This window comes from Povalibacter sp., assembly GCF_036735925.1.
In the GTDB taxonomy this organism is placed as follows: Bacteria; Pseudomonadota; Gammaproteobacteria; order Steroidobacterales; family Steroidobacteraceae; genus Steroidobacter.
Genome location: NZ_DAINNK010000019.1, coordinates 31,722 through 47,355 on the forward strand (window position 1 = coordinate 31,722; position 15,634 = coordinate 47,355).

At 61.2% G+C, this 15,634-nt stretch carries 14 protein-coding genes; 6 read left to right on the forward strand and 8 right to left on the reverse strand.

The features are described 5' to 3' along the window. Positions 1-996: 2-oxoacid:ferredoxin oxidoreductase subunit beta (locus tag V7D81_RS08245; protein ID WP_324315674.1), on the forward strand; the 996-nt coding region annotated here is incomplete at its 5' end. Positions 997-1,143: 147 nt separating this feature from the next. Here the strand turns inward: V7D81_RS08245 and V7D81_RS08250 are convergent. Together V7D81_RS08250 and V7D81_RS08255 are read right to left on the reverse strand one after the other, a co-directional pair. Then, a complete protein-coding gene (locus V7D81_RS08250) occupies positions 1,144-1,755 on the reverse strand; it encodes a response regulator transcription factor (RefSeq protein WP_324315675.1) in 612 nt (203 codons plus the stop codon). 14 nt (positions 1,756-1,769) lie between these two features. Next, entirely contained in the window at positions 1,770-2,837 is a 1,068-nt protein-coding gene (locus V7D81_RS08255) for a sensor histidine kinase (protein ID WP_324315676.1), read from the reverse strand. A 257-nt stretch (positions 2,838-3,094) separates the two neighbouring features. Between V7D81_RS08255 and V7D81_RS08260 the strand changes: the two genes are divergently transcribed. From V7D81_RS08260 to V7D81_RS08270, 3 genes are read left to right on the forward strand one after another with little or no spacing between them, the layout of a single operon-like run. Continuing rightward, a complete protein-coding gene (locus V7D81_RS08260) occupies positions 3,095-5,167 on the forward strand; it encodes an acyltransferase family protein (RefSeq protein ID WP_324315677.1) in 2,073 nt (690 codons plus the stop codon). Next, positions 5,167-5,958, forward strand: a complete 792-nt coding sequence (locus tag V7D81_RS08265; protein WP_324315678.1) for an ABC transporter permease — start codon at positions 5,167-5,169, stop codon at positions 5,956-5,958. Before V7D81_RS08260 ends, V7D81_RS08265 begins: the two co-directional genes overlap by 1 nt. Before the next feature lie 29 nt (positions 5,959-5,987). Further along, a complete protein-coding gene (locus tag V7D81_RS08270) occupies positions 5,988-6,641 on the forward strand; it encodes a thiopurine S-methyltransferase (protein ID WP_324315679.1) in 654 nt (217 codons plus the stop codon). A gap of 256 nt (positions 6,642-6,897) precedes the next feature. Here V7D81_RS08270 and V7D81_RS08275 read toward each other — a convergent pair whose 3' ends face one another. The 6 genes from V7D81_RS08275 to V7D81_RS08300 all read right to left on the reverse strand — a co-directional run bounded on the left by V7D81_RS08275 (position 6,898) and on the right by V7D81_RS08300 (position 14,068). Beyond that, positions 6,898-7,239, reverse strand: coding sequence for a DUF559 domain-containing protein (locus V7D81_RS08275; protein WP_324315703.1), 342 nt, complete (start codon positions 7,237-7,239; stop codon positions 6,898-6,900). Between the two features lie 74 nt (positions 7,240-7,313). After that, positions 7,314-7,511 carry a hypothetical protein gene (locus V7D81_RS08280; protein ID WP_324315680.1) on the reverse strand — a complete coding sequence of 66 codons (198 nt, stop codon included), beginning with the start codon at positions 7,509-7,511 and terminating at the stop codon, positions 7,314-7,316. A 178-nt stretch (positions 7,512-7,689) separates the two neighbouring features. Further along, positions 7,690-8,760 carry a hypothetical protein gene (locus V7D81_RS08285; RefSeq protein WP_324315681.1) on the reverse strand — a complete coding sequence of 357 codons (1,071 nt, stop codon included), beginning with the start codon at positions 8,758-8,760 and terminating at the stop codon, positions 7,690-7,692. Positions 8,761-9,094: 334 nt separating this feature from the next. Then, positions 9,095-9,976: a S1 family serine peptidase gene (locus V7D81_RS08290; RefSeq protein WP_324315682.1), complete on the reverse strand. Its 882-nt coding sequence runs from the start codon at positions 9,974-9,976 to the stop codon at positions 9,095-9,097. A 63-nt stretch (positions 9,977-10,039) separates the two neighbouring features. Next, positions 10,040-10,687 (reverse strand): hypothetical protein, encoded by a 648-nt coding sequence (locus tag V7D81_RS08295; protein ID WP_324315683.1) that lies wholly within the window; start codon positions 10,685-10,687, stop codon positions 10,040-10,042. Between the two features lie 24 nt (positions 10,688-10,711). Next, positions 10,712-14,068: a CHAT domain-containing protein gene (locus tag V7D81_RS08300; RefSeq protein ID WP_324315684.1), complete on the reverse strand. Its 3,357-nt coding sequence runs from the start codon at positions 14,066-14,068 to the stop codon at positions 10,712-10,714. A gap of 182 nt (positions 14,069-14,250) precedes the next feature. On the opposite strand from V7D81_RS08300, the gene V7D81_RS08305 reads away from it, so the two are divergent. Both V7D81_RS08305 and V7D81_RS08310 read left to right on the forward strand, forming a co-directional pair. After that, positions 14,251-14,979, forward strand: coding sequence for a hypothetical protein (locus tag V7D81_RS08305; RefSeq protein ID WP_324315685.1), 729 nt, complete (start codon positions 14,251-14,253; stop codon positions 14,977-14,979). Between the two features lie 39 nt (positions 14,980-15,018). After that, complete coding sequence (locus V7D81_RS08310) at positions 15,019-15,594, forward strand: RNA polymerase sigma factor (protein WP_324315686.1); 576 nt, start codon at positions 15,019-15,021, stop codon at positions 15,592-15,594. Positions 15,595-15,634: the final 40 nt, after the last annotated feature.

The following is a 15,634-nucleotide window of genomic DNA, read 5'->3' on the forward strand; positions in this document are numbered from 1 at the left end:
CTCACGCGCCGCGACTACGAAGGCGGCATGTCGACACTGTGTGCCGGCTGCGGCCATGACTCGGTCACGGCCGCAGTCATCGAAGCGGTCTGGGGTCTGTCCCTCCGGCCGGAGCAGCTCGCGAAGCTGTCGGGTATCGGCTGTTCGTCGAAGACCACGGCGTACTTCGTCAGCGGCGGGCATGGATTCAACTCGGTGCACGGGCGCATGCCGTCGATCGCCACCGGCGCCGCGGCAGCCAATCGCGATCTCTACTACATCGGTGTCTCCGGCGATGGCGATACGCTGTCGATCGGTTTCGGCCAGTTCGCGCATGCGATCCGTCGCAACGTCAACATGCTGTACCTGATCGAGAACAACGGCGTGTACGGGCTGACGAAGGGACAGTTCTCGGCGTCGGCAGACATCGGCTCGAAGGCGAAGCGCGGCGAGGAGAACCGCCAGCCGCCGGTCGATCCGGTGCTCACGGCGCTGACGCTCGGCGCGACCTTCGTGGCGCGCAGCTTTTCTGGTGACAAAGAGCAGCTCGTGCCGCTGATCAAGGCGGGCCTCAAGCACCAGGGCTTCGCGCTCATCGACGTGCTCTCGCCCTGCGTCACGTTCAACGATCACGAGGGCTCGACCAAGAGCTACGGGTTCGTGCGCGATCACTACGATGAAGTGGTGCATGCCGACTTCGTGCCGCCCGCGCAGGAGATCACGACGAACTATGCCGAAGGCGAAGTCACGCCCGTGACGCTGCACGACGGCAGCCGCGTGCTGCTGCGCAAACTCGATGCGAGCTACGACCCGACGCATCGCGGCAAGGCGATGAACTATCTGCGCGAGAAGCTGCGCCAGGGCGAGCACGTGACCGGACTCATCTATATCGATGAGCGCAGCCCCGAGTTTCACGCGGTGAACAACACCGCCGGGTCGCCGCTCAACACGATGTCCTACGAGAAACTGACACCGGGCAGGAAGGGCATGGAAAAGATCATGAGCCGGTATCGGTAGGCTTGGGTCGGGGCGGAGGCCTCTTGGCTGTGGGGCCGGCTTCAGCCGGCCTCTTTTCGGAAGTCAGGCTAAAGCCTGACCTACAAGAGCCCCCCATCCTTCTCCCGCTACGCGGGCATCGTTCGGCCATCTCGATCGTCTGGCGCACTACAACCAGCCCTTCTTGCGCGCAATCCGCGCAGCTTCGATCCGGTTCGCCGCGCTCGTCCTGGCGATCGCTTCCGACAGATAGTTTCGAACCGTTCCCGCCGACAACGCGAGCCGTGCGGCGATGTCCGCGGTGGACATGCCTTCGGTCGACAGACGCAGCACCTCGCGCTGGCGATCCGTGAGCGGATCGGGATCGTCCCAGGATTCGGCGGCCAGCTGCGGGTCGATGACACGCAATCCGCGATGAACCCTGCGCACGGCGTCCGCCAGTTCACGCGCCGGACGTGCTTTGAGCAGGTAACCGTTCACACCCGCTTCGAGGGCGCGGCGCAAGTATCCCGAGCGGGCGAACGTCGTCAGGACGATCACGCGCGTGCGGACCCGATGGCGCAGCTGCGCTGCGACGTCGAGTCCCGACAGTTCCGGCATCTCCACGTCGGTGATCAGAATGTCCGGCGCGTGTGCTTCGACGGCCGCGAGCGCCTCGACGCCATTCGCGGCCTGCGCCACGACTTCGATGTCGCGTTCCAGATCGAGCAATGCAGCCAGCGCACCGAGGACCATTGTCTGGTCCTCGGCAAGGACGACGCGAATGCGTGGGGTGGTCATGTCTGTCATTCGCTTCAGGCGACGTTTGCAATCGGCAGCGCCACGATCAGCTGCGTTCCAGCGGCACCGGACCAGGAGGCCGTGCCGCCGAAGGCTTCGACGCGACTGCGGATGCTGTGCATGCCGAGGCCTTCCGCATGAATCCCGCCGCGACCGTCATCGCCGATTTCGAGACGGACTTCGTCGGATGCCCGATAGAGCGCCAGCCGGCACGCTTTCGCCTGGGCATGCCGCACGACATTCGTCACAGCCTCACGCAGTACGAGCGCCAGCACGCGCTCGCGCGCGGGATCCACGTCGACCGGTTCCCAACGCTTTTCGACTGCAATGCCTGCGGCACCGAGCAATGACTCGGCACGTTCGAACTCGTCGCGAATGTCTCCGGCGTGATATCCGTGAATGGCGGCACGTACCTCGTTGAGTGCTTCGCGCGAGATCCGCTCGACATCGTTGATCTCCGCGAGCGCCCGTTGCGGATTCGCATCCAGAAGCCTGCCGGCGAGTTCCGCCTTCAGCGTGATGCTCGACAGCGTGTGTCCCAGGACGTCGTGAAGATCGCGCGCGATGCGTTCGCGCTCGGCGACGCGGTGGTCGCGTTCGATCTCGGGATTCACCCGCGCCACGAAGGTCGTACCGGCGCTCACGAGGGCGGTCTGCATGGCCATGATCGTCGGGAAATCCATGGGCAGCTGCGGGTACGCCAGCCACCACTCGAGCAGCATGATGCTGATGACGCCGGCGACCGCCGCGATGGAGCGTGCGATGTTGCCGCCGACCGCGAAGGGCGCGAACGCACCGACCATCGAGAAGAGAATGACGCCGCTGGGACGATAGGCGAGAAACGTCATGGCCAGCGCCAGCACGCCCAGACAGACATTGCGCAGGATGCGTCGATAGCCCCAGTACATGAGCCCGACGGTGTAGAGCGCGACGAGGATTGCGAACGCGAGCGCCGTCACTGCCCATTCGATCCATCCGGCGCCCCGCTGATAGGGTTCGATGAATAGGTAGAGCATGAACAGCGACCAGCACAGGGCGCCCCACGGGGTTCGTACGCGACGCGGCGGCAACGCGATCTTCATGCTTCTCTCGATGGAACCGAACCGGTGCAATTGTGCCGCGCGCGGCTCTCTGCGTCCCATGACATTTGTCATCGTCGCGGCAATGACGAAGCACACTGCAGCCCGACGCCTTCCATCGTCACAGTAGCGTTCGCGTCTCGGCAGCGGCGCGAGCGGCCTTCGCCGGCTCGCGGACGCCGTTGACCGGTTCGCACTGTCGATCTCATGGATTCATGCGCATCATGCCTTCAGCTCGAAGGAACCGGGAGGGGAACAACATGCACAACGACATCGAAAGACTGCATGCGCTCGACGCCGTGCGGGCGGGCGCGCTGCTTCTGGGCATCGTGTTGCACGGCACGATGTCCTTCATGCCGTCGCTCACGACCCTGGGCTGGCCGATCGCCGACCATTCGCCGAGCGAATTTCTTCAGGCGGCCTTCTACATCATTCACATCTTTCGCATGACGGCGTTCTTCGTCGTCGCCGGTTTCTTCGCGCACCTGGTGTTCCATCGTCGCGGCGCGCGCGGCTTCGCCAGGGATCGTGCAAAGCGCATCCTGGTGCCGCTGGTCGTCGGCTGGATCGTGATCACGCCGATCGTGATTGCGATCTTCGTCTGGGCGACGCTCAACGCAGGCAGGCCGCTGACACCGCCACCGGCGCCGGATACGGCGCTCGCCGTTCCCCTGATCCACCTGTGGTTCCTGTACGTGCTCGCGCTGCTCTACGTCATCGTGCTCGCGGCACGCGCACTGATACTCAAGGTGTTCGATGGCGTTGCGCTGCGCGCCCGCGCCGATGCGGTCGTCGGCTGGCTGATGCGCTCGCACCTCGCGCCGATCGTGCTGGCGCTGCCGGTGGCGCTGTGTCTGACGGCATGGCCGGGCTGGACCGTCTACCAGGGCATTCCCACGCCCGATCAGTCGCTGATTCCGAATCTGCCGGCATTCGTCGGCTATGGCGTCGCGTTCGTCTTCGGCTGGCTGCTGCACCGGCAGCAGACGCTGCTGTCGGTTCTGCAACGCGCCTGGGCGGGCTACGCCGTCGGCGCACTCGTCGCGAGCGCGGCGATCATCGTCCTGGGCTCGATGCCACTGCCTCCTGCGGTCGGCGCCGTCGCGTATGCGGTCGCTTCGTGGATCTGGACATTTGCGCTGATCGGCGCCGCGATGCGCTTCCTCTCTGCGCATCGACCGGTGGTGCGCTATCTGGCCGACGCCTCCTACTGGATGTACCTGCTGCATCTGCCGCTCATCTTCGGATTGCAGGAGCTGATGTCCGACTGGCCGCTCCACTGGAGCATCAAGTTTCCGCTGCTCATGATCGTGACGGTCGCGCTGCTGCTCGTGAGCTATCGGTACCTGGTTCGCAATACGATCATCGGCGAGACGCTGAACGGCAGACGCTTCGACGATCGAGCCGCCGTGCCGGCGCCGGTCGCATCCGCGCAGCCGACGTCGCAGGCCGGTTCGCTGGCCTCGTTGAGCGGCGTGAAGAAGCGCTACGGACAGACCGTCGCGCTCGACGGCTTCGATCTCGACATCCAGCGCGGCGAGCTGCTGGCCGTGCTCGGCCCCAATGGCGCAGGCAAGACGACGGCGATTTCCCTCCTGCTCGGTCTGGAACAGCCGGATGCGGGCGAGGTCTCGCTGTTCGGCCTGTCGCCGACGTCGCTCGTCGCACGACGACAGATCGGCATCATGATGCAGGAGGTCGCCTTGCCGCCCGAGCTGCGCGTCCGCGAGCTGCTGCACCTCACCGCGGGTTACTACGCAACGCCGCTCGATCCCGACGCCGCGATGCAGATGACCGGCACCACGGCGCTCGCGCAGCGGCCCTACGGCAAGCTGTCCGGCGGACAGAAGCGGCAGGTGCAGTTCGCCATGGCGATCTGCGGGCGGCCGCAACTGCTGTTTCTGGACGAGCCCACCGTGGGACTCGACATCAAGGCACGCGAAACGATGTGGAACACGATTCGCGAGCTCGTCCGCGGCGGCTGCTCGGTCGTGCTCACGACACACTATCTCGAAGAAGCCGAGGCGCTCGCCGACAGGGTCGTCGTGACCGCAAAGGGCAAGGTGCTCGCGAACGCCAGCGTCGGCGACATGCGCGCACTCGTCTCGCGACGACGCATCGAATGCACCACGCGCACGCCGATCGAAACGATCCGGACCTGGCCGGAAATCGAGACGGTGACCGCGACGCACGGGCGCATCGTCATCACGACGAAGCACGCGGAGGCTGTCGTGCGCCGCCTGCTCCAGGCCGACGACACCGTGGCGGATCTCGAAGTACGCCGCGCCGGCTTGTCGGAGGCATTCACCGAACTCACGCAGGAGGCCGCCTGATGTCCCTCTCCACTGTTACCCCTCACTCGTTCGCGCCGATGTCGACGCGCCGCATCGTCGACTGCTATGCGCTCGAAACGAAGTACGCGTTCCTGCGCGCGATGCGCAATCCGGGTTTCGCCGTTCCGACGCTCGCATTCCCGGTGCTGTTCTACCTGCTGATCGGCTTCATCTTCGGCGCCTTCAAGAGCCAGGATCCGAACGTGCCGTTCTTCCTGTTCTGCGGTTTCGCAACGATGGCCGCGATGACGCCCGGCATGTTCGGCTTCGGCATCGGCTTCGCGCTCGAGCGGGAACAGGGGTTCTTTCGCTACAAACGGGCCGTACCGATGCCGCCGTTCGCATCGCTGTCCGCGAGCATGGCGATGTCCGCCGTGTCGACGGCGATCGCGGTCGCGCTGATGGCCATTGCTGCGCTGGCGCTCGGCGCAGTGCAGCTGTCGCTGCTGCAGATGCTGATCGTGATCGCGATCATGACCCTCGGCTCGATTCCTTTCTGCGCGATCGGCCTGTGGATCGGCTCGCTCACCTCGGGGCGTGCGGCGCCTGCCATCACGAACGTCGTGTACCTCGTGCTGCTCTACTTTTCGGGCCTGTTCATTCCGCTGCCCGAAGGCATTCGCGCAGTCGTGATGGCCTCGCCGGCGTTCTACCTGGATCAGCTGGCGCTGGCGGGCATCGGCGCGCAGAACTTCATCATCGGCTCGCCGCTCAACCACATCGCCGTGCTGCTGGGCATCACGGTGCTGTTCCTGGGCCTGACAGCACGGCGGATCGAGCGGGTGGGATAGGCGAAGGCCGCCGTAATACACTCGCCCGCATGACCCCCCAGTTCTGGCTCGACCGCTGGTCGAGCAACGAAATCGGCTTTCACCAGCGCAGCGTCAACGAGTATCTGCAACGGTACTGGCCGCAGTTGAACGTGCCGCCGGGCACGACCGTGTTCGTGCCCCTGTGCGGCAAGAGTCTCGACATGCACTGGCTGCGCGAACGCGGCCATCGCGTGATCGGCGTCGAACTCGCTCATCAGGCGGTGGCGGATTTCTTCAGCGAGTGGGGCGTGACGCCGGAGGTCGGGCAGGCCGGCCCCTTTGAGCGCTGGCGGGCGCAGGACATCGAGCTGCTGTGCGGCGATTTCTTCGATCTGACGGCCGCCGATCTCGCCGGCGTGCGTGCGGTGTTCGATCGTGCTGCGCTGATTGCGTTGCCGCCAGACCTGCGCGAAGCCTATGCGGCGAAGTTGCACGACGTCCTTCCGCCCGGCACCCCGACGCTGCTCGTCACCGCCGACTATCCGCAGCAGGAGATGAGCGGTCCGCCATTTGCGGTGAGCGATGCGGAGGTGAGGAAGCTGTTCGGAGCAGGCCGCGTTCAGCCGCTGGCCGAGAGGGACATCCTGCAGCGGCCGGAGAACGAACGGTTCCGGCAGCGTGGGCTGACGCGATTGATCGAACGGGTGTACCGCATCGACTGATCCGGATTCCCTCTCTCTCTTCCTGTGGGGCCGGCTTCAGCCGGCCTGTTTCAGAAGTTTCTGTAGGTCAGGCTTTAGCCTGACTCTGAAAGCGGCCGGCTGAAAGCCGGCCCCACAGTGAGAGCCCCCACCCTAACCCTCCCCCGCTGCGCGGAGGAGGGGATCAGACCAGGATGCCCGCATTGTTGACGAGGATGTCGAACCCTCCTCCGCAACATTTCCTTCCGACGCCACGATGTCGTGACCCGGCGATTGCTTATGGCGCCTGCAGCAGGCGCCGCAGCCGCAACAGCACGGCTTCCGGACGATGGAACAGATCGCGACGACTCACCGTAACGACCCGGTAACCCAGCGATTCGAGGAAGCGCGCCCGTGCTTCCGTCTCGCCCGGCGGACGGGTCAGGTCGATGACGAGCGCCTGTTCGGGACACAGGTGATCGACGATGAACGGACCGATCTCGCAGTCGCTGACGAAACGGCAGTGACGCAGGCTGCGCGAGCGCAGCAGCTGGCTCAGTGCATCGTCGGTGGAGTGAGATGCCCGCTCACGGACGAGCAGTTCGGTTCGCGGTCGGGATCGCAGCACGCCGGTAAGCATGCTGCGCACGATACAAAGTCGAGCGGCGTCGCTTTGTACGAATTAATGGATGGATGCGGAGAAACGCCGGGGAATCATTCCCAGCCGCGCGTCGACTGCACCGCCCACAGCGAGCACACCGGCGTGTTCAGCACGCGACCGACGCGACGATGACTCACGCCATTCTGCAGACAGCGCGGATCGCGCGCCCAGCGCAGCGCGTAGACGATCGGATCCAGTCTCGCAGTAACCAGTTCGTTCAAATGCTGCCGCCAGCGCTTGTTCGTGTTCATGATCGACTCCAATCCTGTCCATCATTCGAACGCCACCCGGATGAAGTAGTTCCTTCAACCCTTGGTCAATCCATCGGCGCGGATCGCGAAGGGTTGAATTTCCGACAGCGGACGTCGGGATCCGGCGACAGATAATGAGAACCGGGTCGCAGGTCGCCCCTGGCCTGCGACATTTCCGTCAATTGAGCCGGCAGCCCTGCAGCGGATTGCTGTTCAGCCCGATGTCCCTGCCTTTCACGTTGTCACGCAGACTGCCCGTCAATTGATACGCGCCGCTGCTTGCGTTCTTGTTGAACGTCGACGTGAAGACGTACTGATTGCCCGCGGCTGCGGCCGCGAACGTGGTGCCGCTCAGCGTACCTGTCACAGCGACCGGCTCGGCGCGGCCCTGATAATCGCGATCGATGATCGAACCAGTGATGCGATCCGCAGCATCGATTTCGAGATTGATCAGCAATGCGGTGCCGAGGGGAAAGACGTAGCCGCTGATGCGATAGACGGCGGTGCTCGATCCGCCGGAACGTGCGCCGCTGAACGTGCCGCTGTCAGGTCCATTGGTCCATGTTCCGGTGATGGTATCGGGTGTGCGGAAGCTGCCGGAGAACGTCGCGCCGTTCGTCGCGGTACCCGCCGAAAACGTCGGGAAGATGGACAGCCCGGTGCCGGACTGCTTTTCCAGCTCGAATCCTGCGCGGTCGACCGTGCTGTATCCCGCCCCGAACATGCGCGCGCCAGTACCGTAGGTCACCATCGTCCAGACGCCATTGTCGCCAGATCCGGTGTAGGTGCCGCGATAGATGCCGTTGTAGGTACACCAGGCAGTACGGACGAAGTGATCGCGCGCCGTGACTTCCGACGGCAATACATGCGCCGTGCCGTCGGCCGCGCTGGCGGCGGCGACGAGCGGCTGGACCGCCGTCGCGAAGTCGGTGTAGCTGGCGCCGAAGTCCGGCGTCGTCCAATCCACGGCGACAGCACGCACGGCCTCCGAGATCAGAATGCCGTTGTCGGGATTGCCATCGATATCCAGCATCTGCAGCAGTCGTGCCCGGTTCTCGATCTGCTGCGCAACGTTCGTCGGGGTGCCGATCAGGTGCATCGGGCTCATGAACGGCTGTCCGGGATAGCTGCCCAGCGTGAGGCCGCCGAGTTTGAAGGTGACAGTGTTGCCCTGGGCGTAGCGGAAGCCGCCGTCGGCGCCAGTCGTACCCATCAAGGCGACGCCGTCGCTGTAGTCGAGACCTTGCACGACGGAGTCGCGGAAGATGCCGTCGATGGGGGCACCGGCGGCAGGAGCAGTAGGTGGGGCGAGAGGGATGGTCCAACCGGGGCCTGCGGTGGCACCACCGTCGTCGCCCTCTGCTTCGTCATCGCTGGCACCGCTGCTGCATGCAGAAAGGATGACTATCGCTGCAACTGTCAGCAGCCAAGAGTTTCGCTTATTCATGCCCGTCCCTCGCTTATTCGTTGGAAGCGCCCGCATCGTTCGTGGCGCCTGAGGGAATCTGTGGCGTGAGTAGAATTCTTCTCAGTTCACGACCATGGTCACCGGCGGATTTGTTGCTTCCATATTGCAATCTTGTTCATATGGGACACGAAGTGCCGTGAATACAGCATTCGGACGCCGCATCTGTGCGGCAGGATTCGATCCAGGATTTGTACCTGAACACTTTGGTATAGGCGTCTGGTTTGCCAGAGGCCAACGTACTCACGACGCCCAGCAGTTTCGCGTCACTGCCTTGTTTAGCAGAACTCAATCCTCCGCCGCTGTCGCGCAGGTCGAATCCTGCAGTCGCGTCTCCCGCACACAGGGCATTCTGGGCAGACGATCCATACTCGCTTTGGCAATCAATGTCGGTTCTCATCTCCACGGCGGCGTAGCGCAAGTTGTTTGGACAGGTTCCAAGATTCCATTGTCGGTTCAAAATGTTGAACTGGTGCTCAGGCCCGCAAGCCCATCCGGCTACGAATGCCGGGTTTGCGCTCTCGTCATCCGACTCTGGCAAAGAGATGATCCCTGGCGCTTGGCTCAGTGCCGTTCCCAGATTCAGGAGCGCGATATCGTTTCTGATGACCTCACCCAAGGAGGTCGGCTTAGGATAATCGGGATGAAACACCATACTCGATCTCTTGACGATGAGCAGCGTTCCCCCTGCCGATTTGTTGTGAGAGCCCACTCTCACAGTTACCTTTCCGTTCATACCTATATACGGCAGACAATGTGCTGCGGTGACGATCCACTGCTTGTCGAGCAAGGCACCACCGCACTCCCGATTCGCGTTAGCGTCATAGATCCACACCTGCCACTTGAATGACAGCGGATCTGCAGGGGTACCCGCATAGTTTTCTTCATCGTGAATCAATACTCGCATCAACGGGATGACGATAAGCACTGTGGCAAACAATGCCAGCAGCATCGTTGTTGCGGTCAACCAAAGGCGAACTTTCTCACGCTTGTTCTTCACGATTTGATCTCCCTGATCCCTATGTTGACCTCGACGTTGACCTCGATGTGCGACTGATGGGGGTTAGCGAGATGGAACGTCACTCCGCACGGCGCTACTTTCCTGGATCGGTCTGAAGCTGGTTGGTCTGGGTCCGCCTGGTACGCTCCCCGGACCCGCCCCTCCTCCTTCGACCATGTAGACATCCGCAAGCAATCGATCGTGGTCGACATCATTCTTCTCGCTGCTATTCACTACCAGGGTAATAGCCACGCAGATGTCGTGTTCTGTTTTATCTTTTGTGGTGAATTTCGATGAGCCTATCCATTGAGCAACAGGGAAATGTGTCGCAGCGAAGATCATGCATTTCTCAGTTGCTTCGGGGATATCAGCATGAAGGCGCACTTCTCCCGGGTAGGAACCACAGATTTGGGGCGGGAGCTCGCCATCCCGACATACCAATTTCTCGTTCAGAATAAACAGACTCATATTCAGCAAACCGGAACGAAGTTGTCCTGACGTCAGGATGAGATCCTTCTCGTCTACGTAGTCCTCCCTGAATTCTCTGATTGCCGTGATGGGCTCGTACGGTCCCTTCTCCATTCTCCATGCGTGCCCCGCATGCATCTTCATTCTGGCTTGAACCGACTGTCCGCTCAGATCCGTGACCAATGCGCATGCGTGCAACAGCATTGCGATCAGGACAGTGAGAAGGCGAGCGATTGATGTCATGGCATGTGCTCTCGGATCGGAAAATCAGGTGCCGACTAGAATGTAGGCTCCCCAGTACCGCGGACTTTCCCATTTGGGATCATTCAGGAGCGTCAGTTGCGCAGTTCTCAATGCCTCTGCGGCAGACGCCGTTTCGGCGAATAGCTCTACATAGAAGCGCTCCATGACCATTACGCTGGGTACATCCGCAACTGACCATAGTGTGGACACAACGTAACGGCTTCCCAGGGCGAGAGCGGCGAACGAAAGACCGAGCACACCTTCACCTTGAATGCTGCGCCCGCCACCCGTCGAGCAACCGCTCAGAACAACCAGCTCCGCATTGAGGGGCGTTTCGAATAGTTGCGCGGCCGTAAATTCCCCATTCACATACCGGCCGCTTTCATCGTACGCCGCAAGGTGAATTGCGGAGTGCTGAGGCAGCTGTTCATTCGCTGTCGCGTGGGTTGCAAAGTGAATATAGCGGTATGCACCCAGGCCCTTGGCCAGAACTCTTGCTTGATTGGCGGCACAGCCTGTAAGCATGTCAACAGCGATGCTGTGCCTACCCAGCGACGCAGCAATCCGGTCGACTTCCGTTCCGGTACCACGCAATCGCCTGTACGTGGATTGGGGCGGAGGTGACTCCCGTGACATTCTTGCGTCCGCCGACGCGCAGCGTTGTCGCGCGTCCTCAAGATCGTAGACAGGATCGCCGATCAGCAACGCGCGCTTCGCGACTCCGGATCCCGGCTTTGTCGTGCGCGTGACTGCGAAATGGATAGAAGGAAGATGCCGGATGGCGAATCCTTGCGCCAGGTAAGTTCCGGATCGGCGGTCCCACAATGCCGCGAAGGGGATACCATACAATGGGCCATCTGCAACGACATCGAGTTCCGTACCGTGCAGGTATTCGCGCACTGGCTGAAGCACCAAGTCATACATCCGCGCAAGCGCAGGCCTGACATCCCCACGCGTGGACACCATGGCGGCACGTACGCTTGCCGCCGCTGTTGCAATTTCTGTGGCATTCGCCAGTTCCACACGAACCACCGTATCTCTCCGCAGAACCCATGCGTAACTGGCCTGCTCCCCAAGCATGTACTCCACGACGCTGGCGGTCGGCGGCAACGATCTTTGCCACACTCTCAGCTCATTGACCGCTATCCCACGCTCACGGGGGTCGATGATTGCCGAAGCCGCCGCAACACGCGTCTCGTGGTTGAAATTGAGCCTGGATCTCTCGATGTCGTCCTGTGTTCCTGCTCTTTCTGTTTCAGCCGCTCGTAGTATCTCGCTCACTTCATCGGAAGGAGAGAACAACCGCCGCGCCCATCGAGCGTCCCTGTCCACGGCATAGGCTTTGATCAGATCCGCAAGGACACGCGAGCGGCTTCTATCGCTGACAGAAAGAGTCATCAGCTCACGTCCATACCCGCCCGCATCATGTCTCGGGGATTGGAGCAGACTGTGCATCCAGTCCTCGTACATCTGCCGCCTGGACGAAAACAACACACCCCGATAGGTTGGATCGATGCTCGCTAGACTGATTTTTCTGAGCAATTCGTCCGCGCGCTCGAAATGCCGGTTTGCGACCGCTCCTTGTCCCATGCCCCGAGCCAGACGTGCTCGAGCCGTCGCGACTTCGAACTGCCCCTGGACATCGCCCAATGCCTCATAGCGCGATTCAGCTTCGACAAAGGATTTCTGCGCTGCCTGACTCTCGCCTCGGACAATCTTCACGTAGGCGTCCAGTTCCCAAGCTTTCGCCATATACAGCGGCGCGACTGGCCGTGTCATGTTCCCGGCCGAATTTGGCGCAAGAGGTGCAAATGCCTCGACGGCAGTTTTCTCTTCGCCGGATTTCAACAGATCTTCGACATATTCGAGCTGGGCTCCATAGTTCGAGATCGGGGTGGGAGCCAGTTTCATGGCCAACTGATGGCAGGCAATGGCTCCCGCATAGTCTTGTTGCATGCGGGCATGACTACCCAAGTCCCACGCTGCCCATAGAGCATTCAACCTCTCCTCCTTGTCGCTGTTGGCGATACCAACTGCGCCCTCGCACATCGTGCGTACGGAACCGACTTCCAGCAGCTCATTGTGCGAACCTGACGCGCTTGCGACCGCTTCACTGGTGCAACTGCGCTCGAGCGCAACCTTGTAGAAGCGCTTTGCCTGCTCGACGTCGCCGATTCCAAGCAACGAATATCCGATGCCATATAGCGAGCGCGATACACCACTGCATTCGCCGTATTTCTCATATGCATCCATCGCAAGCCGATGATGCTCAATGGCTTGGTCGAAACTCAGAACGGAACTCAACGCAAATGCCAGGTTGTCTTGGACATCGGCAAACACATTCGGATCTGATCGCACCGTGACAAGCGTGCTGGCGCGATAAAAGCGTTCGAAAGCCTCACTGATTTCGCCGGAGTCTCGACGGTAGACTCCCAGATTGCTCAGAGCCAAGGCTTCGCAACCTGTTTCATGCAACCGGTGGCAGGTTCTCTCGACTTCCTGCCATGCACGTGCCGATTCCTCACGCCGGCTGTTCCCGTCTTTGTCGACCATCCGGTACAGTGCGACACCTCGATATAGATCCACTTCAGCCATACCGATGTCTGAGCCGTGAGATTGATAGATTCGACGCGCTTTCAGGAAGTCCGCCGCCATGGTCTCGGTATTTTCTTCTGGGACACCTGCAATCTCGGCCCGAAGGGAAGCAGAAAGATTCAGCGCCGTCGCAAACAGGAGAGCATCGCTTTCCGACAAAGTCCTCTTCGCTAGATCAAGCAATGACTGTGCACGCGCGGAATCCGACAGCCGGTGTGCAATTAGGGTGGAAGCAGCAAGAGCGGACATGCCGGCCTCGCGCCCGCTCTTTCGTTGCAAGAACAGATTTGCCGCCGACTCGAACAACTCGACGCGATCTTTGGGCGACATGGCAACTTCGAGATTGGAGGCCTCGGAGTAGCGCAGACGGGCTTCGTCAGGCTCAGCGTTGACTGTTATGACCAGATGGAAAGAGCCGGAAACCTGCGGCAGTCGATCCGAGCCCACGCGGATGACATAGATGTCCGCACGGGGAGCGATCATGACTGCATGGTCCTCTCCATATCGACCTGTATTCGATTCGAATCGACCAAGGCTGGTGCCAGCCGAGTCCTGTATCGCTACGTAAAGATCCAGGCCGTCTTGTTTCAATACAATCTGGACTCTGTCTCCACGTTTTGCCCGCACGGAAAATTGCTGCTGCGTTTCCCCATGGATCAAATCTGAGTGGTCCAGGACAAAGTGGGTGTCGTCCGATCGACATCCACTGAAGCCCAATGCGAATAGCGCGCCGCACCGTAGCAAATGAGCGAAAGCCTTCCCGAGGGGCGCACCGAACCGGTCCATGCGGGTCTCTGCTGGCGTGAGTTCGTATTTCTGGTGAGTCCTTACCGCCGCGCGGCTAGAAATAACACATCTCGCCCTAAACAGGGATCTTCCAACAGTTGCTGGAATGGTGCGGCAGCATCAGAAGTTCGGTAATAATCGACGCGGCGGGAAAGCAGACAACAAAACGGAGGTACCCAGGGATGACTATCCGGATGTGGGCTGCAACGGCAGCGTGTGTGGTTTTGTCGACACCCGACTCCGCCGCGGCTGCTGATTACTTTCTTAAGTCACGCGAAGCTACCAACGACGTCTATCTCTACGTTGGTAGCGGCTGGTTCCATGACGGCAGCCAGGACACCGACTTCTTCGTTGCCCCGCTAGAAGCCAGAACGCTCACGGCGAGCGACTGGGAATTCAGTGCTCGCACGCAATTCTTCGATGGTTCGGTGGGAGGCCAGAGCGATTCGGCTGTGGGCGATCTGACGCTATCCGCCGCCAAGAATTTTCGGCACTTGGGCAAGCTCGATTTCCTGTCGCTAGAGGTCGGACAGGTTCTCTCTCACGCGCCAGCCTCCTTCAGCAACGATACCGACGCTTACTTCAAGTTGCGCATGCAAGCCGGCGAGACGCTCGCACAAGTTGAGTTCAATCTTATCGTAGCCGAAGTGGACAAAAAATTGGCCGGCTACGGTGACGTGCGGTCCACAGCAGCGCTCGGTCTGCGCTCTTGGCTGGGACAACACCACATTGGCGCGGACTTCGTCGCCACCAACCGGCACGGCATGAGCCAGGCAGGCTCAGTAGATCTCGTCTACATGTATCAATTCTGGAATGGCAACGCCTTCTACGTGATGCTGGAAAAGGGACTCAGCGACGCTTATGGCGGGTTTTACGGCGGGCTGGGCTTCGAATGGGCCGTCGGTTTCTGAAGCTCTCACTCTGTGAAGCGACACTCGGCAAGGGTAGAAATGGCAGGCAGTTGGGACAGGCAATCCGTTCTAGCCCTGATCGAATCCCAGTACACCGGGCTTCTGCGTCTCTTGCGGCAAAAGCTTCGCAACGAACAACTGGCTGCTGACGCGCTTAGTCAGGCGCTCATAACTACCCTCGAACACCTCGACGCTGGCCGCATCTCCGAGCCGCAACTCATTGGCGGCTATATCTTTCAGGTCGCGATGAATCAGATGCGCAATCACCGGCGCAAGATGGCTGAGCGGTCCGAACGGCGCGCGGACCCCGAGGCGGTCGATGCATTGCCCGCCCCCGATACCGGGATAGACAAGGATCTGGAGCCCGCAATCGCAACAAAAGTCCGCAGCGTCATCGAGGCGTTGTCGACCACCCGCGACCGCGAAATCGTCAAACGTTTCTATCTCGACGAAGAGGACAAAGCGTCCATCTGCAGCGACATGGGACTATCGGCGCTGCATTTCGACAAGGTGATCTTCCGGGCACGCCAACGCATGCGAGGCCTGCTTGAGTCGCAGGGTCTCAGAGGGTCGGACTTCTTCAGCCTATTGATCATCTGTGTAACCCTGATGTGATGTCGATCTTCCTTACAACAGATATCTCCTGGGGATGGGC